Origin of the sequence: Pedobacter sp. KLB.chiD (genome assembly GCF_047040275.1) — a bacterium.
Lineage (GTDB): Bacteria > Bacteroidota > Bacteroidia > Sphingobacteriales > Sphingobacteriaceae > Pedobacter.
This window is the reverse complement of sequence record NZ_CP178207.1, coordinates 4,443,193-4,465,599: the sequence shown is the minus strand read 5'-3', so window position 1 is coordinate 4,465,599 and position 22,407 is coordinate 4,443,193. Positions and strand designations below refer to the sequence as shown.

Genomic DNA, 22,407 nt, shown 5'->3' with positions numbered 1-22,407 from the left:
AAAAATCGTTTAAAAGCTCTTAAAGCAATATTTGTAATACTTTTTGTTTAAAATTTAAGGAAAGGTTAGGGCACAACCGGCCCACTTATCAGCAAAAAGCTTAAAGCAAGCCTATAAAATTTTGATTTTATGGTGTACAATCAGACCTGACCAATTACTTTATAACGCGAAAGCACCGTCAATTCAATATAGGCAGGTCTCCTGACTTATTCCCGATCCTATCGCCTTCCCATCCTCATAAAAGAACAGTGGCATGAATGATAAGACCGTTGTCTTTTTTAAACAAAAGACAGAATTTACAGTTGCGCGACAGCTCGTGATTTGCACACGATTCCCTATTAATCCCGGGTGTAACTCCGGGAACCTGTATCGGTTGATGAAAAATAAAGTTAAGAACTTACATCAGCACAAATGTATGGATTAGGATTTAAAGATTAAGGTATTTTCTTAAGCATTGGATTTCGACTGCTTCCAATTCATGGTATTTAATTTTTTTAGCCATGGATATATGCAGACAGTATGGTTTTTTGCGATGTTTAACATATTATACTCAGAACATATTATCACTTGTAACAAATTTACAGCAAGCGGTTTATGATGCCCATTCTCTATTATATTTGGCTACCCAAACTTAAATCCTTATTTATGATCAAAAACTACTTTAAAGGGCTTTGCATTGCTTTTTTAATGGTAAACAGCTATGCATTGCCGGCGCAGGAGGTACCCACGCCAAAATCTCATTTCGGTTTTGATGTCGGAGACGATTATCAGTTAGCCAATTACACCCAAACAGCAGACTATTTTAAAAAACTGGCTGCAAGTTCTAACCGGATTAAACTAGTGGATATCGGTAAAACCGAAGAAGGCAGAAGTCAATATATGCTGATAGTTTCTTCGCCCGAAAACTTGAATAAATTAGACCGTTATAAAGAAATTTCACAACAGCTGGCCCATGCTGAAATTACTCCCGAACAGGCGAAAACCTTGGCACAGGAGGGTAAGGCAGTAGTTTGGATAGATGGCGGCCTGCATGCAAATGAAGTGGTTGGTACCCATCAGCTGATTCAGACGATATATGAATTTGCCTCGAGAACCGATCCTGAAACTTTGCGTATCCTGGATAATGTGATCATTTTATTTACCCATGCCAATCCTGACGGACAGGAGTTGATCAGCAATTGGTACATGAGGAATAAAGACCCTAAGAAAAGAACAACATCCGGATTGCCTGTGCTTTACGAAAAATATGCCGGGCATGATAATAACCGCGATTTTTTTATGCTAAATCTCAAAGAAACACAGAATATCGGCCGTCAGCTTTTTATAGAGTGGATCCCGCAGATTATGTACAACCATCATCAGGCTGGTCCGGCGGGAACAGTCGTGGCAGGCCCACCCTATCGGGATCCTTTTAATTATGTATTCGACCCAACCATTTTAACCAGTTTGGATGCAGTAGGTGCGGCCATGCATAACAGGATGAACGTAGAAAATAAGCCCGGTTACACCCAACGTGGTGGGTCTGTTTATTCTACCTGGTACAACGGAGGATTAAGGACGACCACCTATTTTCATAACATGATTGGACTGCTGACCGAAATTATCGGCAATCCTACTCCATCCGAAATTCCATTGGTTCCATCGCGTTTGCTGCCGAGTGGGGATTCGCCAAACCCGATCACTCCGAGAAAATGGTATTTTAAGAATTCGATCGATTATTCTGTATCGTTAAACTATGCCGTTTTGAACTACGCGTCGCGTTACCATGATGAGTTACTGTACAATATTTATCAAATGGGTAGAAATTCGATTGAAAGAGGTAAAAAAAACACCTGGTCTTTCTCTCCAAAGAAAATTGAAGCCATTAACAGTGCTGCAAAAGGAGAAAAAGGTGCCGCAAATTCTGGAAGTGATGCAGATTTAGGATCCCGACGTCAGATTAGCATGAAAGCTTTTGATACCGTGATGAAAGCGCCGGTAAACCGTGATCCGCGAGGGTATATTTTATCGGCAGATCAACCCGATTTTAACACTGCCATTAAGTTTTTAAACGCATTGATCAGAACGGGTATAGTGGTGCAAAAAGCAACGGCCCCGTTTAGCGTTGCAGGGAAAAATTACCCTGCCGGAAGTTACGTCGTTAAAACCGATCAGGCTTTCCGTCCACATGTGTTGGATATGTTCGAACCACAGGATCATCCAAATGATTTTAAATATGAAGGTGGTGCACCAATTCCGCCGTATGATGCCGCCGGATGGACTTTAGCTTATTTAATGGATGTAAAATTCGACCGTATTCTGGATGATTTTTCGGGGCCTTTTGAGAAAAATCCTTATGGCAACTTATTAAAACCTGAGCATAAATTGCCAAATGGATCGGGTTATGTGTTAAGTGCTGCACAAAACGATTCTTATACGGCGGTTAACGATTTATTGAAGAACAAAGTTGAAGTTTACCGTTCGGTAGAAAACGGTGATTTCTATGTTTCCTCAGCAGGAAAATCAATATTGGAAAAAGCCAATGTCAAAATAAAAAGTGCTGCAGCACCTAAGAACAAGGTTAAAGTTTCACCGGCAAGAGTTGCCCTCTGGGATACTTATGGAGGCTCTATGGCATCCGGTTGGGTGCGGTTTTTAATGGAACAGTACCACTATAATGCCACTGTAATTTATCCGCAGGATGTAGATGCAGGGAACTTAAAATCCAAATACGATGTAATTGTTTTTGTGGGTGGAGCTATACCTTCTGTCCAGGGAGGAGGCTTTGGAAACAGATCTTTCGGACCAAGGGCAGAAGAGGTTCCACAGGAATTTAGAAACCGTTTGGGCAGGGTTAATGTCGATAAATCGATTCCTGAATTAAAGAAATTTTTAGAAGCAGGTGGCAATATTGTAACCATTGGTAGCAGTACGAACCTGGCTTATCACTTAAATCTTCCCGTAAGAAATGCGATGGTCGAAATTATAAATGGTGAAGAAAAGAGATTGCCTGCCGAAAAATATTATATTCCCGGAAGTGTATTAAATGTTCGTATAGATACTACTTTGCCAACGAATTGGGGGATGGAAAAAGAAGCGGACATATATTTCGATAACAGCCCTGTTTTTAAACTCAGTGGTGATGCCATCGCTTCGGGTAAAATCAAACCTTTGATGTGGTTTGAAAACGCCACTCCTTTGCGTAGTGGCTGGGCCTGGGGGCAGGCTTACCTGCAAGATGGGATAACAGCTTTCGAAGCCGAGGTTGGGAAAGGTAAATTGCTTGCTTTTGGTCCTGAAATTACCTTCAGGGCACAAACGCATGGTACTTTTAAGCTTATATTTAATCAGTTGTATAAATAATAACCAGTTATTGCTTAGTTTGTCACATTGAGCGTTCTGATCGGTCGTCATTCTCGCGTAGGCGAGAATCTTAATGCAACCTGCAAACCTACCAAGGCATTAAGATTCCCAATCAAGTTGGGAATGACGGTTTCTCACGGCAAATCGATTTATTAAAATCTCCTTATCAGGTATCTGGATTTTGTACAATAAATTATCCCTCAGAATTGACATTCTTTGATTAATGTAGAAGCCACTATCATTTAGGATAGTGGCTTTTTACTTTGGCTTTACTATAGCCAATTATAATCCGCTTAATTTTGTGCGATGAAAGTAGAAATCTGGTCGGATGTAATGTGTCCGTTTTGCTATATTGGGAAAAGACATTTTGAGCAGGCCATTGAAAAATTGCCTTTTAAAAATGAAATCGAAATAGACTGGAAGAGTTTTCAGCTCAACCCAGAGTATCATAATACGAATAATGAAACGGTATACGATTACCTCTCGCGAAGTAAGGGAATGCCGGTTGAGCAGGCCAAACAGATGACTAAGCAAGTGGTTGATATGGCTGCGAATGCAGGTTTAAATATAGATTTTGACACCAGTGTTCCAGCAAATACCTTTAATGCACACCGTTTAATCCATTTGGCAGCAAAGCATCATCTTCAGGATTTAGCGGAAGAAAAACTGTTTGAAGCCCATTTTGTAAATGGCAAAAACATTGGTGAGACTGATGTTTTAGCTGATCTTGCAGTTGAAATAGGTTTGGATAAGGATGAAGCTGTGGCCGTTTTAAATAGCGATGAATTTGCTGAAGCTGTTCGTTATGATATTTATGAAAGCCAGAATTTAGGTATCAGAGGCGTTCCTTATTTTGTAATGGATCGTAAATATGGTATTTCTGGTGCCCAACCTGTTCAGGCTTTTACCGATGCGCTTACCCAAAGTTTTACCGAGTGGAAAGAAACTCAACCTAAAACAACGCTAACCTCATTAAATAAAAATGATGATGCGGTTTGTAATGAGAATGGTTGTGAGATATAGAATTGTTTCCCTCAGATTGCGCCTGATCTTCGCAGATTTGGTCCGAAAATCTTTTTCGCTGCGGAAGTTAAGCAAGACGATCGACAGGAATAAATGTTCGGATTTATTTATCGATTTTGATTCTTCAAGGGCGTTAATAAATATTCCAAACCATTCATCCGGATTTCGAACATGGTAGCCATTAAATCGCCTAATTTTCCTTTCGGGAAACCTTTGTCTTTGTACCATAGCAAATAACTTTCAGGAATGTTGCAGATCAGGTAGCCTTTGTATTTTCCATAAGGCATTTGCATTTGCACTAAATCGAGCAATAAAGTGGGGTCTAACATTTATAATATAAAATCTAAATAATTTTCTTTGTTAATTACAGAGAAGTTAGCTTGAGGATAGTTTTTGGCAAAAAAACCCGGAATCTTCTTCTTTTGGTTTCCCCATTTGAAATCAGCAGCTACCATTTCTCCGTTATTAATTTCAATAAGATCTATTTCCTGTTGGTCATAAGTTCTCCAAAAGTAATAACTGGCATTTTGCTGGTTGTACTCCATTTTTTTGATGCGCTCGCTAAAACAGTAATTTTCCCATAAAATACCCTGATCATTGCGCAAAGCCAGCAGTCTGAAATCGTTTACAATCGCATTCCGGATACCATTGTCGTAAAAGTACCATTTGGATGATTTGGTAACCTCTTTCCTTAAATTATTGCTGTAGCCGCCAATTTTATAAATGATAAAAACCTTCGAAAGTAAATCAAGATAACGGTCTACCGTATTTTTGCTAATGCCCAAATTACGGGAAATTTCATCAATCGAAACTTCCGATCCAACCTGATAGGCAATTAGTTTCAATAATTCCAGTAGTTTAGCACTATTTTGGATATTCTCATACATCAAAATATCTTTTAACAGATATGATTTAACCAGCTCCGTTAAATATTGTGCTTTTTCAGTCAATGAATTCAAGTGAAACAACTCCGGATAAGAGCCGAAAATTAATCTTTCTTCCAGGTTTTGGGTGGTTTGCAAGGCATTTTCCTGTTTATCCAATTCAACCTGTGCTATGGGATGGAGGTAATAGGTTAAACTTCTTCCGGTTAAAGGTTCACCGGTCTGATTCGAAAGATCAAAGGTCGATGAGCCGCTTGCAATAATGGTGAGCTCTTTAAAAGTATCGATGAGGAACTTTAATATTTTTCCGATTTCAGGTATAACCTGGGCTTCATCAATAATGAGCAGTTTGGCCTGGCCCAAAATCCTTTTATAATTGGCTGCTGTACGGTTTGACAGCAATGCCTGTACATCCTGATCTTCTCCATTTAAGGAAAGATGGCTGACGTTAGCATCTTTGATAATGCTTTCTGTTAGCCAGGTTTTACCTACCCTCCTTGTTCCGAAAATTAAAATGACCTTATTTTTCCCGATTGTATGGAGGATAACAGGTTTTAAAGATCTAACAATTTGACTTTCCATTTAAGTCAAATATACTAAAAACATCAATTCAGTCAATGAACTGACTCAATTAACGTTAATTCAGTCAATGAACTGACTCAATTAACGTTTTTAATCAATAAGCTCCAAAGTTTCAATGGCTTCTTCAACCGTCTTTATATTATCAAAAGCAATCCTGAGTGTATTTTTTACCTCTTTCAGATTGCACATCCGCGGATGGTTTTGTGCAAAAGTTAGAATTTTAGTGAAAGTATTGGAGTCAAAATAAGCCGATCGTTTATCGCTTAAGAAATATCCACGTAAACTATTTTTTTTGAAACTGATTTTCTCAAAACCTAATTTCTTGCCCAACCATTGTAAACGCACTACACTGAGCATGGTTTTTACCTGTGGCGGTATCGGCCCGAAACGGTCGGTCAGGTGTTTTTCAAAGGTAACCAGTTCGGTTTCATTTTCGAGTTTAGAAAGCTCGGTGTATAAATTGTAACGCTCAGTAATGTTGGTAATATAAGCATCCGGAATATACAATTCAAGATCGGTATCTACCTGCGTAAAGCCCACAAACGGACGGGCAGGTTCATTTTCGAACAGCCCTTTAAATTCAGCGTCTTTAAGTTCCTGAATGGCTTCATCTAATATCTTATGGTACATTTCGAAACCGATTTCGGCGATGAAACCACTTTGCTCAGCACCCAATAAATTTCCGCTTCCACGGATATCTAAATCGCGCATGGCTACATTAAAACCGCTGCCCAGATCAGAAAACTCTTCAATAGCACTTAAACGCTTCCTGGCTTCGGAAGTTAAAGTTGATAAAGGCGGTGAAAGTAAATAACAGAAAGCTTTTTTGTTACTCCGGCCTACCCTGCCCCGCATCTGGTGCAGATCGCTTAAACCAAACATATGTGCATGATTGATGATGATGGTATTGGCATTGGGGATATCTAGACCTGCTTCTATAATCGTTGTAGCCACCAGGACATCTTTTTCTCCATTAATGAAATCAAGCATTACATCTTCCAAGGCATCTCCATCCAATTGCCCATGTGCAATACCAATCCTTGCTTTGGGAACCAGTTTTTGGATTAGCCCGCCCAGTTGCATCAGGTCATTTACCCGATTATGGATAAAAAACACCTGACCTCCACGGTCTAATTCAAATTGAACAGCCTCCTGAATGAGTTTATCATTAAAAACATGTAATTCCGTATTTACCGGCTGCCTGTTTGGCGGTGGTGTACTGATAATGGATAAATCTCTGGCCCCCATTAGAGAAAAATGAAGCGTTCTCGGAATTGGAGTCGCTGTGAGGGTTAACGTATCAACATTTACCCTTATGGCTTTAAGCCGTTCTTTTGCCGTAACACCAAATTTTTGCTCTTCATCAATAATCATGATTCCGAGATCCTTAAATTTTACATCCTTGCTGAGCAAACGGTGTGTACCGATCAGAATATCCACCTTACCTGCTGCGGCCTCGGCCAGGGTATCTTTAATCTGTTTACTGGTTTTAAAACGGTTAATGTAATCAACCGTAACCGGGAAATCTTTTAATCGGGAAGAAAAAGTTTTAAAATGTTGTAAAGCCAAAATTGTGGTAGGCACTAAGACAGCTGCCTGTTTGCCTTCTGCTACGGCTTTAAATGCCGCACGAACGGCGATTTCTGTTTTTCCGAAGCCCACATCGCCACATACTAAACGGTCCATTGGATGTGGTGATTCCATATCCTTTTTCACATCTTGAGTGGCTTTTAGCTGATCGGGGGTATCTTCGTAAATAAAAGATGCCTCCAATTCGGTCTGCAGATAACTATCTGGAGAAAATGCTGTTCCAGCCTGGGTTTTGCGCAAAGCATAAAGCTTGATCAAATCCCGGGCGATATCTTTAACTTTTTTTTTAGTGGTTTTTTTTAGCTTGTCCCATGCATCGGTACCCAGTTTATTCATCTTGGGCACACCGCTCTCCTTGCCACTGTATTTGGCAATTCGGTTTAGCGAGTTGATGTTTACATAAAGCAGGTCGTTATCGGCATAAACTAAACGGATCATCTCCTGGGTTTTGCCATTCACCTCAACCTTTTCGAGCCCGGCATATTTACCAATCCCATGATCGATGTGGGTAACATAATCGCCGGATTTTAGTTCCCTTAAATCTTTCAGGGTAATGGCCTGACTTTTCTGATAGCCTTTTTTGAGTTTGTATTTATAGTAACGGTCAAAGATCTGGTGATCAGTATAAAATGCCGTTTGGATCTGCGGATCAACAAAACCTTCGCGCAGCATGCTATTGATTGGCGTAAATTTGGCCGTCTTATCAATATCCTCTAAAATGGCATATAAACGCTCAATCTGCTTTGGCGAATCGGTAAAAATAAAGTTAACGATTCCAGCTTTTTCATTTTCTTTAAGATTATGAATCAGTAAGTTGAAATCTTTATTAAATGATGGCTGTGGTTTAGTTTCAAACTCAAAACGATGGTCTGTTTTATAGAAAAACTGTTTACCAAATTCTACCAATGGAAAATCCTGAAGATGATCGCCCAATAATTTTTCGTCGGTAAAGGCAAACTTAGGGTCAATCCACTCCGGGTTTTGGCTTTTATCAGCTGCCGGCAAAGCTTTCCAGAGTTCCACTGCCTTTTTAAAACCCGCTTTAACAATATCGAGGGTAAATTCCACATCTTTAAACCAGAGTTGTGTATCCTGATCAATATAATCGAGAATGCTGATATTGCTTTCCGTTAAAAATTTTGCCTGAACATTTGGTACAATGGTCAGCGATTTTACGTCTGCAACAGAAAGCTGACTTTCAATTTCAAAACTTCTGATACTTTCTACCTCATCGCCAAAAAATTCGATGCGATAAGGAAGATCGGATGAGAAGGAAAAGATGTCTACAATACCGCCACGGATAGAAAACTGTCCGGGTTCGTAAACAAAATCTCTCCTGTCGAAATCGTAATCAATTAGAAATTCATTGATAAAATCAATGCCCAATTTGGCACCCAAACTGATTTCTAAAGTGTTTTTTTCAAGTGCCGATCGATCAATCACCTTTTCGGCAATCGCTTCGGGATAAGAAACTACGATTTTTCCATATTCTGAATCATGATTCAGTTCGTTTAGTACCTCCGCACGGGCCAGTACATTGGCAGTATCTACCTGTGTAAAATCAAAAGATTTGCGGTAAGAGGAAGGAAATAACAAAACCTGCTTATCCAATACACTTTCCAGGTCTGATTGAAAATAAGCAGCCTCTTCCCTGTCTGGCAAAACAAATAGTATAGGTTTGTGTAACAGGAAATAAGAAGAAAGTGCAACAATAGCATCGGCCGAACCCACCAATCCCTTTAATTGTATCTTTGGGTTTTTGCTGCTGTTCAACGTTTGGGTAAACCGAGTAACCCTAGCGTCGGTTTTGTATCTGTTTATTAAATCGCGAATGTTCAAGGCACAAAAATAAGCTTATCTTTTAATATTAACCCGCAATTTGTGTAAAGGTTTTTTTAACTATTTTTGGCTTAGGTCGGCTAGGTAAATCAGATAAATTGAAAATGATCGGTTATTGTTAGATGATATCATTCATTTGGTCGAAATATATCACCCTTTCGTCGATTAAGGGCAAACTGATGTAACAAAGGTGGTGTCAGAACCTCTAAATTGTATAAAAAGTGAAACAATGAAGTACATTAAAAGCTTTCCACTCGAACTTTTTTTCTGGGTAACAGCTTTAATATTACTGGCAACAGCGAATAGCCACGAGCATCATTTCACACTTTGTCCTTTAGCCAACTTAGGCTTTGAGGATTGGTGTCCGGGCTGTGGTATAGGCAGGTCGATCAGTCATATTTTACATGGCGAGTTTAACGAAAGCTTTTCCGAACATTGGTTTGGGTTTCCGGCACTTTTGATCATCGTTTACAGGGTTTATACATTAATAAAAAATAAAAATAAGTTTAAAATTTCAACCACAAATACATAAAACCATGGATATATTTCAATCACCTCTAATGTCGTTACCAGGTATAACACCAGAGGAATACTCCTATTTACAACAAGCAACAACTGGTTTAACTGAAGAGCAATTACGTAATTTCCTGATGGTTTACAGCAGTAAAAGAAAGAATCCATCTGACATGTTGATTTTCTGTTTAATCGGGCTGTTTGCCGTTCCAGGTTTGCAGCGGTTTATTATTGGCCAAATCGGCATGGGTATTTTATACCTCTTAACTGCTGGTTTATGTTTTATCGGATCGATCATCGATGTGGTAAACCACAAAACACTTGCTTTTGAACACAACCAGAAAATGGTTTTCGAAAGTTTACAGATGATAAGAATGGGCGGTGGATTCCAACAGACCGGAAAATTTTAGGATAACTAAATCTTTATATAAAAATCCGCATCCAGTTTATTTGAATGCGGATTTTTTCCGTTAAATAGATTGGCAGAAAAAGAAAACTAGCGCAATGAAATTTCTATATTTATCAAATGAAATTAGCTGAAATTACCAATTATTTAGAAAGCATCGCACCACTTAATTATCAGGAGGATTATGATAACGCTGGCTTAATAGTGGGAGATCCGAATATGGAGGTTCGCGCGGCTTTGATAGCTTTAGATTGTGTAGAGAAAGTTGTGGATGAAGCCATTTCTACAGGATGCAATTTAATTATTACCCACCATCCGATAGTTTTTAAAGGGCTAAAAAAGCTTAACGGCAAAAATTATGTAGAACGCGTGGTTTTAAAGGCAATCAGGAACAATATTGCGCTTTATGCCATCCATACAAATTTAGATAGTATCCATACCGGCGTAAATGCAAGAATCTGCGAGCGTTTGGGTTTAACGGGCACTAAGGTACTTTCGCCAAAAGCAGGTCTGTTAAAGAAATTGGTTACTTATTGTCCACATGCACAGGCCGAGCAGTTGCGATCTGCATTATTTTATGCCGGAGCAGGCAATATTGGCAACTATAGCGAATGTAGTTTTAATGCTGATGGTTTTGGTACCTTTAAAGGAAATGAAGATTCAGACCCTTTTGTGGGTGAAAAAGGTATTCGCCACCGCGAGGCCGAAGTGCGGATCGAAATGGTTTACCCTACACAGGCCGAGCGGAAAATTCTGGTTGCTTTGTTTGAGAACCATCCCTATGAAGAGGTCGCTTACGATATTTATAAACTCGAAAATAAACATCAACTGGTAGGCTCTGGTATGGTAGGCTGGCTGGAATACGATATGGATGCTTACGATTTTCTACATTTGGTAAAAGATCGCATGCAGGCTAAAGTAGTGAGACATACAGAAGTTATCGGTAAAAGGATCAAAAAAGTTGCGGTTTGTGGGGGTGCAGGAAGCTTTTTGTTAAAAGAAGCCATTGCTGCCGGGGCAGATGCATTTATAACCGCAGATTTTAAATATCATGAGTTTTTTGATGCAGAGGAAAAATTGATCATTGCCGACATCGGACACTTTGAAACTGAACAATTTACCTCAAATTTATTGCTTGAAATTATTCAGAAAAAATTTACTAACTTTGCAATCCGTTTAACGGAGCAAAATACAAACCCCATAAATTACTTGTTTTAATGGAACAAACCGTAGAACAAAAGCTAAAGGCTTTATACGAATTACAAAATATCCACACAAAAATTGATAAGATCCGTCAGGTACGTGGCGAGTTACCAATGGAAGTTGCCGATCTTGAGGATGACGTTTTAGGATTAGAAACTAGAATTGCAAAAATCAAAGGTGAGCTTGATGATCTTGAAGATTCGATCGTAACACGCAAAAATACAATTAAGGATGCGCAGGCTGCCATCAAAAGATACGATTCTCAATTAAAAGAAGTTAAAAATAACCGTGAATACGATGCTTTAACCAAAGAAATTGAGATTCAAGGTTTAGATATTCAGGTTTCTGAAAAGAAGATTAAAGAACATGGCTTTGAAATCGCTTCTAAAACAGAAATATATGAAGCTGCTAAAGCCGAGTTAGATGGTAGAAAAAAAGATTTGGAAGCTAAAAAAGCAGAACTTGATGTAATTACTGCCGAAACTGAAAAAGAGGAGCAGGATTTACAAAAGAAAGCGGACCAGGCTGAACCTCAAATTGAAGAGCGTTTATTGGTTGCATACAAACGTTTACGCAAAAATGCCGTAAATGGTTTAGCTGTGGTAACTATCGATCGTGATTCATGTTCAGGTTGTTTTAACCAGATTCCGCCTCAACGCCAGTTAGATATCCGTCAGCGCAAAAAAATTATTGTTTGCGAACATTGCGGTCGTATTTTGGTTGATGAAGCGCTAACACACGAAGTAGCAGAAGCTTAGGCGAAATCACAAAACGATTTGAACGTCCCGATTTAATCGGGACGTTTTTTGTTTACGCCCTATTTTCCTGGACTTACTCAAAACAAGAATATGATTTTAGCGTTTAATGTATATTTGTTTAAATGTGAAGCTGTTTTAGCAGCGTAAAACCAAACCGAAATAGAATCCCTGATGAATAAAAGCTTCCGTTTTTTTATAACTTCTCTCCTGCTCTTCTCTCCTTTGTTTTCACTTGCAAATTTCGACTTTAATAATAACTGCTTAAATGCTTATAAAAGCATATTCGAGCTTAAGTTGGGCAACGCGAGGGCTTATATCTCTACAGAGAAGAAACAGCATCCCGATAATTCCATTATTCCGCTTCTGGAAAATTATGTTGACTATTTTACCGTGCTCACTTCAGAAAGCAAAGCTGATTTTGACCGTTTAAAAGGAAATAAATCTAAACGTTTGGACCAAATAGGCGATGACGATAAAAATTCGCCATACTATCTTTATGCCCTGGCCGAGATTAATTTACAATGGGCACTCATACGCGGCCGGTTTGGAGAGTATTTTAACGCGGCTATGGAAGTTAAAAGAGCAAACAGTCTTTTACAGGAAAACAATAAAAAATTCCCAAATTTTCACCTCAACTTAAAAGGTTTGGGATTGATCAATGTTGTATTGGGCAACCTTCCCGATGGCGCTTTAAAAACGGCACTTTCAACCTTTGGCATTAAGGGAAACCTGCAGAGCGGATTGAATATGTTCGAAAAATTAGCGGATAACTTACCAAAATCATCCTATGAACCTTTTTATGAAGAAGTGGTTTTTTATTATGCCTACGTTTTAACCGATGTGGCACATAGCCCGCAGGCGTATGCCAAAACCATGAAGTATACCGATCGGATAGCAGATACCAGTTTGTTGAAAAGTTATTTGCAGAGTTATGTGTGCATTAAAAACGGGCATAGCGAAGAAGCGATTTCTATTTTGGGCAGGCGGCCAGAGGGGGGCGTTTATCAGCCTTTTCCTTATCTTGATTATTTGGAAGGAATTGCGCATTTAAATAAACTAGATCTCCGTGCCGGCACCTATTTTAGCCGGTTTTTGCAGGCTACTAAGGGCGTAAATTTTGTAAAGGATGCTTACCTTCATTTGGGTTGGATCGCGCTTCTAAAAGGAGATAAAGGAGCATATACGGCGTTTGCGGCCAAGGCAGTTAACAATGGCTACACTTATATGGAAAAGGATAAGCAGGCCAAGGCAGAAGCGTCGGCAGCAGCACCAAACATAGATCTTTTAAAAGCCAGGCTGTTGTTTGATGGTGGTTATTTAAGCAGGGCCCTGCAGATAATTGACAACAAAAAGGCAACAGACTACACTAACGACAGAGACAGAACTGAACTAAACTACCGTTTAGGTAGAATTTATGATGACCTGGGGAAAGATGATCAGGCATTGACCGCCTATCAGGAAACGATTGATAAAGGGAGAAACCTGAGATATTATTTTGCTGCAAATGCGGCAGTGCAGATGGGCAAGATTTATGAAAGAAGGAAGAATATAGCGAAAGCGAAAGAGGCTTTCAATACGGCTATTGCCATGAAAAATCATGAGTTTGAAAGCAGTATTGAAAGCCAGGCTAGGGCCGGGTTAAAGCGCTTAGCCAATTAAAAACGGTATATAAAAGCATTAATGTGCATGCCTGCCCCTACTGAGGCAAATACTGCTACATCGCCAGGCTTAACATTATAGCCTTGCACTTCTCCTTTTAATACCAGGTCTAACAAAGTTGGTACCGTGGCAACGGAACTGTTTCCTAACCACGAAATCGTCATCGGAACTAAGTTTTCCGGCACGGTATCTTTGCCATAAAGTTTGAACAGGCGTTTCATGATCGCAGTATCCATTTTGCCATTGGCCTGATGTACAAATACGATGTTGATATCGTCAACACTTAAATCTGCTTTGTCTATGGCTTTTTTAATTACCTGTGGGACCTGAATTACCGCAAATTCATAGAGTTTACGTCCGTTCATTTTCAGGTAAAAGTTTCCATTGTTTTCATCTGGATTAGATCCTTTGCCCATGGTCAGTAAATTACCATAATTAACGGCATGGGTTTCTGTTTTGTGCGCCAGTATTCCTCGTTTTTCTGCGGCTTCTTCGGCTTCGAAAATTACCGCTCCAGCGCCATCCGAAAAGATCATACTGTCACGGTCGTGCGGATCAATAATACGGCTTAAAGTTTCTGCACCAATAACCATAACCCGCTTGGCATCTCCGCTTTTGATATAATAATCGGCCTGTATTGCACCTTGGACCCATCCGGGGCAACCAAAAATAATATCATAGGCAACGCAGTCTGGATTTATAATCCCCAGCTGCTGTTTCACCTTAGCGGCTAGTGAGGGTAATACATCGGTGCGGTTGCTTCCGGTAGGAATATCGCCAAAGTTGTGACAGAAGATAATGTAATCTAAAGTTTCTTTATCTATTAGGGCATCTTCAATCGCCTTAGCCGCAGCTTTTGCGCCAATGTGGTTATTTAGTTGGTCCGGACAAGCATATCTGCGCTCAACAATTTCGGTAATTTCTGAAAATTTACTAATGATTTCTGCATTTTCTCTATCAATACGATTACCATTTTCGAAAAACGTAGATTCTAAAAATCTATCGCCTGAAACGATATTACCCGGAATGTAACTACCAGTTCCTGCAATTATTGTATTGGTTACTTTGCTCATAATTATAATACCGCATACTAAAACGGTATGTAGTATAAAAATACCAATAATATTCGATAGTAGCAAATATTAAAAATCAGCGCAGCTTATTTTCAAGCCTGAATTTTAATAATCCTGCTTTTCCCCGTCACATTTAGTTTTTGTTCTATGTTGTGACGATGGGTTATCAACGGTGTTTAAAGCAATAAATAGTTTTTTGGGTAATCTGCAGAAAAGAACTGGAGGAGGCTATAAATTTTTAGACAAAACAGCAATCCTTAACTAAAATCATCAATTAAGAACACAAAAAGCTCTTTAGGCCCATGAGCACCTAAAACCAGTGTTTTTTCGATATCTGCTGTTCTGCTTGGACCTGTGATATTGCTGATCATTGATGGAAGCTGATTGCCATATTTGTTTTTTAATAACAGAAAGGCATCTTTAAGATCTAAAACCAATTGACTGGTTTTGGCGATCACGATATGGTGATGCGGGAAAATACTTAATCTCCTGCCAGCGGCACTGCTGTTGCTAACCATTACGCTTCCATTTCGGGCAACTAAGGCTTCGCACAAGGTAATTCCTACTTCAGCCTGATCAAAATCCTTGTCGGTTTGGTAAAAAGGAAACTCGTATTTGCTTAGAAACTGCTGTAGCTCGGGCTCCCAGCAATATATTTTCCGCCATTTAAACTTATCGGCCAGCTGCAACATATTCTCAAAAAAATCGATCCCGTCTTCGCAGAAGATAAAGTTGCCGGATATAGCCGTAAGCTGTTCAGCAAATAATATCTCCAGCTCATCGGTATTTTTTTTATACAATGGGCTTTCTTCTAAATTAGGATAGGGATTTTCGCGCTTTTCTAATAGTGCCTTCCTTATCTTTTTCAGTATTTGTTCTTTCGCTGTCGTATTATCTTTCATTATAAAAAAAAGCTACCCTAATGATTAAACCAGGGTAGCAAATGTAATAATAGAAATGATTTATTTAGGCCTCTACTGGCGTAATGTGTCCAGGATTTCCACTTTCACCTTGGTTTTCGAATAATCTCTTACCGAAAATTAGTTCTAAATCATCTTTAAATAAAACTTCTTTTTCGATCAGGATATCGGCTAACTGGATCAGTTTATCCTTATTTTCTTCCAATAACTGAATTGCCCTTTGGTATTGACCTTCAATTAATGCTGAAATTTCTTTATCGATCGTTAAAGCGGTATCTTCTGAATATGGTTTAGAGAAATTATACTCGTTCTGAGCAGATGAATCATAATAAGTAATATTTCCTAATTTATCATTTAAACCATAAATGGTAACCATTGCCCTGGCTTGTTTATTTACCTTCTCCAAATCGCTAAGTGCACCGGTAGAGATGGTATTAAACATTACTTTTTCAGCAGCTCTACCACCCATTGTTGCACACATTTCGTCGAGCATTTGGTGAGGACGAACAATTAACCGTTCTTCCGGCAGGTACCAGGCGGCACCTAAACTTTGTCCGCGTGGAACAATGGTAACCTTAACTAAAGGCGCAGCGTGTTCCAGCAACCAGCTTACAGTAGCATGACCAGCCTCGTGAATAGCAATGGCACGTTTTTCGCTTGGGGTGATGATTTTGTTTTTCTTTTCTAAACCACCAACAATTCTATCTACAGCATCTAAAAAATCTTGCTTATCAACCGACGACTTGTTTTTACGTGCTGCAATTAATGCCGCTTCGTTACAAACGTTTGCAATATCTGCACCTGAGAATCCTGGTGTTTGTTTGGCTAAAAATTCGGTATCAAGCTCTTCTGATTTTTTAAGTGGCGCAATGTGTACTTCAAAAATCTGTTTACGTTCTATAACGTCCGGTAAATCAACGTAAATCTGTCTGTCGAACCTTCCAGCTCTTAATAATGCTTTATCTAAAACATCAGCACGGTTGGTAGCCGCGAGGATGATCACATGTGTATTGGTGCCAAAGCCATCCATCTCAACCAAAAGTTGGTTTAAGGTGTTTTCACGTTCATCATTTCCACCCATTACGCCATTTTTGCCACGGGCACGGCCGATAGCATCAATCTCATCAATAAAGATAATACAAGGAGATTTATCTTTTGCCTGTTTAAATAAGTCGCGTACACGGGATGCACCAACTCCAACAAACATCTCTACAAAGTCAGAACCCGATAGCGAAAAGAAAGGAACCTGAGCCTCGCCCGCAACGGCTTTGGCCAATAAGGTTTTTCCTGTACCTGGCGAACCGACCAATAAAGCTCCTTTAGGTATTTTTCCGCCCAGATCGGTATATTTTTTTGGGTTTTTAAGGAAATCTACAATTTCCATTACCTCTGTTTTAGCTTCTTCTAAACCTGCAACATCATTAAACGTAATATTTACCTGGCTTTCCTTGTCGAACAGTGTTGCTTTGGATTTGCCGATACTGAAAATCTGGCCGCCACCGCCTGCTCCACCGCCCATTCTGCGCATCATAAAAATCCAGAAACCGATTAAAAGCAGTACAGGTAAAATGATGCTTAAAAACCAGCTTGCCAACGGATTGCTGCGGCTGGTTTTTTCTGCCAGTATTCTTGGTTGATTAGCGGGAAGATCTTTTTGCGAATCGGCGAGTTGTTTATCCAGCCCATCCATCGTTCCGGCATTGAAAAATACAACAGGACTAGCGGCGTTGTTTACGTTAAAAGTACTGTTGCTTTTATAGGCATCGTATGTTGGCTTTTTTAAACTGTCTTTCTTGATATAAACCTCCACGCGGACCAGATCGTCTGATTTATAAGCAACCACTCTTTGTACATCGCCTTTAAGCAACATCTGTTGTTCAAACTTTTGGTAAGTTACTTCTTTACCCCCATCGGTGGTAAATAAAAATTGTGCAGCAATAATGGCTATGATAATGGCTGCATATACCCAGAAAATATTAAATTTTGATCCTTTTTGTGGTTTTTTAGGAATGTTTGGAATTCTTCTTCCTTGTTTTTCGTTATTATTTTGATTGTCGTTCATTTGTTTTTGTCAAAATGGTTCTATTAGGTTATGCGCTTTGAAAATTTGTGCTTTCTGCATCCCCCCAAAGTTCTTCTATGCCATAAAAGTGGCGCTTTTCAGTTTTAAAGATGTGCACAACCACATCGAAATAATCAAGAATGATCCAATCTGCTGATTCGAAACCTTCCTTATGTCGAGGGTCGGCTTGAGTGGCTTTATATATTTCTTTTTCTACACTATCGGCAATAGCTTTTACCTGGGTAGCAGAGTTGGCACTTGCTATAATAAAGTAATCAGCTACTGAAGTATGAATATTTCTAAGATCTAACCGCACAATATCTTCTCCTTTTTTTTCTTGTATGCCGTAAACGGCCAATTCAGAAAGGTATGTAGAAAGGGCTACTATTTTCTTTTTTACCATTAAAATGCTTTAATTTTGGAATTACAATATTATAAATTCAACACTTGCAAAATAACACTTTTTCAACACTATTTGTTGGTCAAAATTTAATCAAATTAAAAGAAGTTGATTCTACTAATAACTTTTTGAAAAATCTGGTGTCAAAATCCGAGCCATTAGCCGAAGGGACTGTAATTATGGCAGACCATCAGTTTGCCGGAAGAGGGCAGCAAGAAAGTGTCTGGCAAACACAAGAAGGGAAAAATATCAGCACAAGTATATATTTAAAACCTTCTTTCTTGCCGCTTAACAAGCAGTTTTTTTTAAATATGGCCGTTAGTGTGGCTGTTAGCGACACTTTATCTTGTTTTGTGCCGGAAGGAATAATGGTGAAATGGCCTAATGATATTTATTACCATGATAAGAAATTGGGTGGCATATTAATTGAAAATACACTGACAGGCAGTATTCTTAAGTCATCGGTAATTGGCGTCGGCTTAAATGTGAATCAATCAGAATTCCCCGAAAGCATTAGTGGGCGTGCTACTTCCGTCATTCAAATTTTACAAAAAGAGGTGCCATTAATGGATATTATGCAGAAAATATTCATGTTTATGGAAAAATACTACTTAATTTTGAGGGCAGGAAAATACAGTATTTTACAAAATGATTACCTTACCAAGCTCTATAATCACCAGGTTACAGCGTTATATAAACACAATGGAGAGATTTTTGAAGGAGCAATTGAGGGAGTTGAAGATAACGGCAGGTTAAAAGTTAATACAAAAAATGGGTTAAAAATTTTTAACTTTAAAGAAATTGAATTTATACACACAAAATAAAACACAAATGAAAAAAATCACCCTGATACTTTCAATGGTACTTTTTACCATTGCTGGTGCATTCGCTCAGATCGAAAAACCGGTAACCTGGGCATATTCTGCAAAGAAAGTTAGTAAAACTGAAGCTATAATTTATTTAAAGGCCACCATTGATGATAAATGGCATATTTATTCTCAAAATGTAAAAGACGGAGGACCAGTAAAAACCACTTTTACTTTTGCTCCTTCAAAAGATTTTAGTCTGGTGGGCAAAACAATTGAACCCAAAGCAATTGTTAAATATGAAAGTACATTTAAAATGAATGTAAGCTACTTTGAAAAATCGGTAATATTTCAGCAAAAAATTAAGCTGAGCAAGGCAACAGCTGTAGTTAAAGGTGTGGTAGAATTTATGGTTTGCAATGATAAACAATGCCTTCCGCCGGAAGAAGTGGAATTTAGTGTCCCGGTTAAATAATTGACATCAAAATATTTACAGACAGTCCCGAATTTTTGGGACTGTTTCTTTTTAAAGTAAAATCTGCCAGGTGATGTAGTTTAAACAAAAATCGTTTCTAAATTATTCTTAATTTCACGGTTTTAAAATACACACAAATGAAAAAGGTTTTATTATTGTTATTAATGGCTGCAATGTTTTTTGCATGGCCAGCCGTTAAGAGTTACGCCCTGGTAACACAAGATACCACAGCAACAGCTCCTCCAGACGATATCGTTTTTACCGAAGTAGGTTCGGCACAAGATAGTGCTGCCAATAAACAGGCTAAAGTTGAAAAAGACACCCTTAAAAACGATACGGTTAAAATAGAAAAAGCTACGGTCGCTAGTAAAGTTGTTCCAAAACAATCGCTTTGGGTAACCTTTGGTTTAGGCCTCTTAGCCGGTATTGCTGCCTTTTTCCTTCCATGTATTTTTCCTATGGTTCCGCTTACTGTTGGTTTTTTTACCAAAAGGGCCGAAAGCAGGGCAAAAGGAATCAGGAGCGCCATTATTTATGGTTTATCAATTATCGTAATTTATGTAGGATTAGGTGTGATTATCACCTTGATCTGGGGCGCCAGTGCATTAAATGAAATATCAACCGACGGTTTTTTTAATATTTTCATCTTTCTTATATTAATTGTTTTTGGCATATCATTTTTAGGTGCTTTCGAAATTACCCTGCCAAGCTCATTTGTAAACAAACTTGACGCAAAATCGGATGCCAAAGGTTTAAGCGGAATCTTTTTTATGGCGGCAACATTAGCGGTTGTTTCCTTTTCTTGCACAGGGCCTTTAATTGGTACATCTTTAGTGGCCATTAATACAGATCTACTTACACCTGTTGTCGTGATGTTCGGTTTTTCGCTGTCCCTGGCATTAATCTTTACCATGTTTGCTATTTTCCCCAGTTTAATGACAGGGCTGCCAAAATCAGGCGGTTGGTTAAACTCGATTAAAGTTTTTTTAGGGTTTTTAGAATTGGGCTTATCTCTGAAATTCCTTTCAACAGCTGATTTGGCCTACCACTGGGGCATATTAGACCGTGAGATATTCCTGGCTATATGGATCGTACTCGCCTTAATTTTGGGTGTTTACTTATTAGGAAAGATTAAGTTCTCTCATGATAGCGACCTTCCTTATGTTTCGGTACCCAGGTTATTTATTGCAACAGCGACTTTTGTTTTTGCTATTTATCTTATTCCAGGCTTGTGGGGAGCCCCTTTAAAGGCAGTAAGTGCACTGGTTCCTCCGCTTTCTACTCAGGATTTTGTCATCGGACAAGACAATGTCGGCGGATCTAACCAGACTGCAGCAACCAGCCACACTAAACGTAAATATGCTGATTTCTTGCACATTCCGCACAATATTGATGGTTTTTTTGATTATGAGGAGGCCTTGGCTTATGCTAAGGAAGTAAAAAAACCGTTATTTCTCGATTTCACCGGACATGGTTGCGTAAATTGCCGCGAAATGGAAGCAAGGGTTTGGTCTGATCCAAGAGTGCTGAAGAAATTAAAAGAAGATTATGTTGTGGTGTCGCTTTATACAGATGATAAAACCAGTTTGCCAGAAGCAGAACAGTTTGAGTCTAAAATTTTAGGCACAAAAGTGAATACCGTTGGTAAAAAATTCAAACATTTGCAGGCGGAGAAATTTAATACCATTTCGCAACCATATTATGTACTTTTGGGTACTGATGAAAAAGAATTAGTTACACCTCCTATTGGGGTAGAATTTGACATAGATAAATATTTGCAATATCTGGATAATGGATTATCAGGATTTGCCAAGAAATAAACAAATGAATAAGATTAAGAATATTGGCGTTTTAACCTCTGGTGGAGATTCGCCAGGCATGAACGCCGCAATTAGAGCTGTAGTTAGGGGCTCTATTTATTATGATATTGAAGTAACCGGATATCTCCGTGGATATGAAGGGTTGATCAACAATGATTTTATCCGGATGGACCGTAAGTCAGTGGCCAATATTATTCAGCGAGGCGGAACTATTTTAAAAACAGCCCGTAGCGAAGCATTCAGAACAATAGAAGGCAGGCAAAAAGCTTATGAGAACCTAAAAGCCAATGGAATCGATGCCCTGGTGGTAATTGGTGGAGATGGAACATTTACCGGAGCCAATGTTTTTTCTAAAGAATTTAATTTTCCGATTGTGGGCTTACCTGGTACCATAGATAATGATTTAGTGGGTACCGACTTTACCATCGGATATGACTCTGCCATAAATACGGTTGTTGATGCGGTAGACAGGATCAGGGATACCGCAGAATCACATGACAGGTTATTTATTGTAGAGGTAATGGGCCGCGACTCTGGCTTAATTGCTTTAAGAAGCGGTATTGGCGTTGGCGCCGAAGCCATCATGATCCCCGAAGCGAACATGAACGCGGATGATATTTTGCACAAGTTAGAACATAGCCGTAAAGATAAAGCGTCGAAAATCATTATTGTTGCTGAAGGTGACGATACCGGAGGTGCATTTAAGGTTGGCGAAATTTTGCAGGAAAAATATCCTCACTATGATACTAAGGTTTCGGTTTTGGGGCATATTCAACGCGGGGGCAAGCCAACCTGTATGGATCGTGTGCTGGCCAGCCGCTTGGGCGTAGTTGCGGTAGAAGGTTTGATTCAGGGCGAAAGTGGTGTAATGGTGGGTCAGATTAACCGGGAAATCGTTTTTACTCCTTTCGACCATGCAATTAAGCATATTAATGCAGAGAAAGTAAGTTCTAAATGGCTAAAATTAATCGACATCCTTTCGTTTTAAACGGAAACGTATAAAAGAAAAGTCTTTCCCGCACCGGAAAGACTTTCTTTTTTTGCTTAGTTTT

Annotated in this window: 18 protein-coding genes and 1 riboswitch; of the genes, 11 read left to right on the top strand and 7 right to left on the bottom strand. The window is 39.0% G+C overall.

All coding sequences use genetic code 11. The features are described from left to right. Positions 1 to 173: 173 nt before the first annotated feature. Positions 174 to 383, bottom strand: a riboswitch (cobalamin riboswitch). A 262-nt stretch (positions 384 to 645) separates the two neighbouring features. Together ACK1I8_RS18380 and ACK1I8_RS18375 are read left to right on the top strand one after the other, a co-directional pair. Continuing rightward, complete coding sequence (locus ACK1I8_RS18380; protein ID WP_412466746.1) at positions 646 to 3,342, top strand: M14 metallopeptidase family protein; 2,697 nt, start codon at positions 646 to 648, stop codon at positions 3,340 to 3,342. 306 nt (positions 3,343 to 3,648) lie between these two features. Continuing rightward, positions 3,649 to 4,365 carry a DsbA family protein gene (locus ACK1I8_RS18375; RefSeq protein WP_412466745.1) on the top strand — a complete coding sequence of 239 codons (717 nt, stop codon included), beginning with the start codon at positions 3,649 to 3,651 and terminating at the stop codon, positions 4,363 to 4,365. A gap of 107 nt (positions 4,366 to 4,472) precedes the next feature. Here the strand turns inward: ACK1I8_RS18375 and ACK1I8_RS18370 are convergent, their stop codons facing one another. The 3 genes from ACK1I8_RS18370 to mfd all read right to left on the bottom strand — a co-directional run bounded on the left by ACK1I8_RS18370 (position 4,473) and on the right by mfd (position 9,260). Further along, complete coding sequence (locus ACK1I8_RS18370; RefSeq protein WP_412466744.1) at positions 4,473 to 4,694, bottom strand: DUF3820 family protein; 222 nt, start codon at positions 4,692 to 4,694, stop codon at positions 4,473 to 4,475. Then, positions 4,695 to 5,831 carry an ATP-binding protein gene (locus tag ACK1I8_RS18365; RefSeq protein ID WP_412466743.1) on the bottom strand — a complete coding sequence of 379 codons (1,137 nt, stop codon included), beginning with the start codon at positions 5,829 to 5,831 and terminating at the stop codon, positions 4,695 to 4,697. 90 nt (positions 5,832 to 5,921) lie between these two features. After that, entirely contained in the window at positions 5,922 to 9,260 is a 3,339-nt protein-coding gene (gene mfd, locus ACK1I8_RS18360; RefSeq protein ID WP_412466742.1) for a transcription-repair coupling factor, read from the bottom strand. A 229-nt stretch (positions 9,261 to 9,489) separates the two neighbouring features. Here mfd and ACK1I8_RS18355 point away from each other — a divergent pair, with 229 nt between their 5' ends. From ACK1I8_RS18355 to ACK1I8_RS18335, 5 genes are all read left to right on the top strand, one after another. Next, positions 9,490 to 9,792 carry a DUF2752 domain-containing protein gene (locus ACK1I8_RS18355; protein WP_412466741.1) on the top strand — a complete coding sequence of 101 codons (303 nt, stop codon included), beginning with the start codon at positions 9,490 to 9,492 and terminating at the stop codon, positions 9,790 to 9,792. A 4-nt stretch (positions 9,793 to 9,796) separates the two neighbouring features. Continuing rightward, positions 9,797 to 10,183, top strand: coding sequence for a TM2 domain-containing protein (locus ACK1I8_RS18350; RefSeq protein ID WP_412466740.1), 387 nt, complete (start codon positions 9,797 to 9,799; stop codon positions 10,181 to 10,183). Between the two features lie 116 nt (positions 10,184 to 10,299). Next, the gene (locus ACK1I8_RS18345; protein WP_412466739.1) at positions 10,300 to 11,397 is read left to right on the top strand and encodes a Nif3-like dinuclear metal center hexameric protein; all 1,098 of its coding nucleotides are present in this window, start codon (positions 10,300 to 10,302) and stop codon (positions 11,395 to 11,397) included. Then, positions 11,397 to 12,140, top strand: a complete 744-nt coding sequence (locus tag ACK1I8_RS18340; protein ID WP_412466738.1) for a zinc ribbon domain-containing protein — start codon at positions 11,397 to 11,399, stop codon at positions 12,138 to 12,140. Before ACK1I8_RS18345 ends, ACK1I8_RS18340 begins: the two co-directional genes overlap by 1 nt. 171 nt (positions 12,141 to 12,311) lie before the next feature. Continuing rightward, positions 12,312 to 13,799, top strand: coding sequence for a tetratricopeptide repeat protein (locus tag ACK1I8_RS18335; RefSeq protein ID WP_412466737.1), 1,488 nt, complete (start codon positions 12,312 to 12,314; stop codon positions 13,797 to 13,799). On the opposite strand, the gene ACK1I8_RS18330 is transcribed toward ACK1I8_RS18335, so the two are convergent. The 4 genes from ACK1I8_RS18330 to rsfS all read right to left on the bottom strand — a co-directional run bounded on the left by ACK1I8_RS18330 (position 13,796) and on the right by rsfS (position 18,257). Then, on the bottom strand, positions 13,796 to 14,872 hold the full coding sequence (locus ACK1I8_RS18330; RefSeq protein ID WP_412466736.1) for a 3-oxoacyl-ACP synthase III family protein: 1,077 nt from the start codon (positions 14,870 to 14,872) through the stop codon (positions 13,796 to 13,798). The two genes, ACK1I8_RS18335 and ACK1I8_RS18330, sit on opposite strands and share 4 nt — an antisense overlap. Before the next feature lie 257 nt (positions 14,873 to 15,129). After that, positions 15,130 to 15,774 (bottom strand): LutC/YkgG family protein, encoded by a 645-nt coding sequence (locus ACK1I8_RS18325; protein WP_412466735.1) that lies wholly within the window; start codon positions 15,772 to 15,774, stop codon positions 15,130 to 15,132. A gap of 64 nt (positions 15,775 to 15,838) precedes the next feature. Then, positions 15,839 to 17,854 carry an ATP-dependent zinc metalloprotease FtsH gene (gene ftsH, locus ACK1I8_RS18320; protein ID WP_412466734.1) on the bottom strand — a complete coding sequence of 672 codons (2,016 nt, stop codon included), beginning with the start codon at positions 17,852 to 17,854 and terminating at the stop codon, positions 15,839 to 15,841. 28 nt (positions 17,855 to 17,882) lie between these two features. After that, positions 17,883 to 18,257 (bottom strand): ribosome silencing factor, encoded by a 375-nt coding sequence (gene rsfS, locus ACK1I8_RS18315; RefSeq protein ID WP_412466733.1) that lies wholly within the window; start codon positions 18,255 to 18,257, stop codon positions 17,883 to 17,885. Positions 18,258 to 18,301: 44 nt separating this feature from the next. On the opposite strand from rsfS, the gene ACK1I8_RS18310 reads away from it, so the two are divergent. The 4 genes from ACK1I8_RS18310 (at position 18,302) to pfkA (ending at position 22,343) form a co-directional block, all read left to right on the top strand. Next, positions 18,302 to 19,078, top strand: coding sequence for a biotin--[acetyl-CoA-carboxylase] ligase (locus tag ACK1I8_RS18310; protein WP_412466732.1), 777 nt, complete (start codon positions 18,302 to 18,304; stop codon positions 19,076 to 19,078). A 7-nt stretch (positions 19,079 to 19,085) separates the two neighbouring features. Next, complete coding sequence (locus tag ACK1I8_RS18305) at positions 19,086 to 19,535, top strand: protein-disulfide reductase DsbD domain-containing protein (RefSeq protein WP_412466731.1); 450 nt, start codon at positions 19,086 to 19,088, stop codon at positions 19,533 to 19,535. Between the two features lie 137 nt (positions 19,536 to 19,672). Next, entirely contained in the window at positions 19,673 to 21,355 is a 1,683-nt protein-coding gene (locus tag ACK1I8_RS18300; RefSeq protein ID WP_412466730.1) for a protein-disulfide reductase DsbD family protein, read from the top strand. A 4-nt stretch (positions 21,356 to 21,359) separates the two neighbouring features. After that, positions 21,360 to 22,343, top strand: coding sequence for a 6-phosphofructokinase (pfkA, locus tag ACK1I8_RS18295; RefSeq protein WP_412466729.1), 984 nt, complete (start codon positions 21,360 to 21,362; stop codon positions 22,341 to 22,343). Positions 22,344 to 22,407 lie beyond the last annotated feature (64 nt).

What these genes read in the sequence shown, in the direction of transcription:
- ACK1I8_RS18355 (WP_412466741.1), top strand. Translation starts at nt 9,490, where the DNA reads ATGAAGTACATTAAAAGCTTTCCACTCGAACTTTTTTTCTGGGTAACA.
- ACK1I8_RS18365 (WP_412466743.1), bottom strand. Translation starts at nt 5,831, where the DNA reads ATGGAAAGTCAAATTGTTAGATCTTTAAAACCTGTTATCCTCCATACA.
- ACK1I8_RS18330 (WP_412466736.1), bottom strand. Translation starts at nt 14,872, where the DNA reads ATGAGCAAAGTAACCAATACAATAATTGCAGGAACTGGTAGTTACATT.
- ftsH (WP_412466734.1), bottom strand. Translation starts at nt 17,854, where the DNA reads ATGAACGACAATCAAAATAATAACGAAAAACAAGGAAGAAGAATTCCA.
- ACK1I8_RS18350 (WP_412466740.1), top strand. Translation starts at nt 9,797, where the DNA reads ATGGATATATTTCAATCACCTCTAATGTCGTTACCAGGTATAACACCA.
- ACK1I8_RS18375 (WP_412466745.1), top strand. Translation starts at nt 3,649, where the DNA reads ATGAAAGTAGAAATCTGGTCGGATGTAATGTGTCCGTTTTGCTATATT.
- ACK1I8_RS18340 (WP_412466738.1), top strand. Translation starts at nt 11,397, where the DNA reads ATGGAACAAACCGTAGAACAAAAGCTAAAGGCTTTATACGAATTACAA.
- rsfS (WP_412466733.1), bottom strand. Translation starts at nt 18,257, where the DNA reads ATGGTAAAAAAGAAAATAGTAGCCCTTTCTACATACCTTTCTGAATTG.
- ACK1I8_RS18335 (WP_412466737.1), top strand. Translation starts at nt 12,312, where the DNA reads ATGAATAAAAGCTTCCGTTTTTTTATAACTTCTCTCCTGCTCTTCTCT.
- ACK1I8_RS18345 (WP_412466739.1), top strand. Translation starts at nt 10,300, where the DNA reads ATGAAATTAGCTGAAATTACCAATTATTTAGAAAGCATCGCACCACTT.
- pfkA (WP_412466729.1), top strand. Translation starts at nt 21,360, where the DNA reads ATGAATAAGATTAAGAATATTGGCGTTTTAACCTCTGGTGGAGATTCG.
- ACK1I8_RS18370 (WP_412466744.1), bottom strand. Translation starts at nt 4,694, where the DNA reads ATGTTAGACCCCACTTTATTGCTCGATTTAGTGCAAATGCAAATGCCT.
- ACK1I8_RS18305 (WP_412466731.1), top strand. Translation starts at nt 19,086, where the DNA reads ATGAAAAAAATCACCCTGATACTTTCAATGGTACTTTTTACCATTGCT.
- ACK1I8_RS18325 (WP_412466735.1), bottom strand. Translation starts at nt 15,774, where the DNA reads ATGAAAGATAATACGACAGCGAAAGAACAAATACTGAAAAAGATAAGG.
- ACK1I8_RS18380 (WP_412466746.1), top strand. Translation starts at nt 646, where the DNA reads ATGATCAAAAACTACTTTAAAGGGCTTTGCATTGCTTTTTTAATGGTA.
- ACK1I8_RS18300 (WP_412466730.1), top strand. Translation starts at nt 19,673, where the DNA reads ATGAAAAAGGTTTTATTATTGTTATTAATGGCTGCAATGTTTTTTGCA.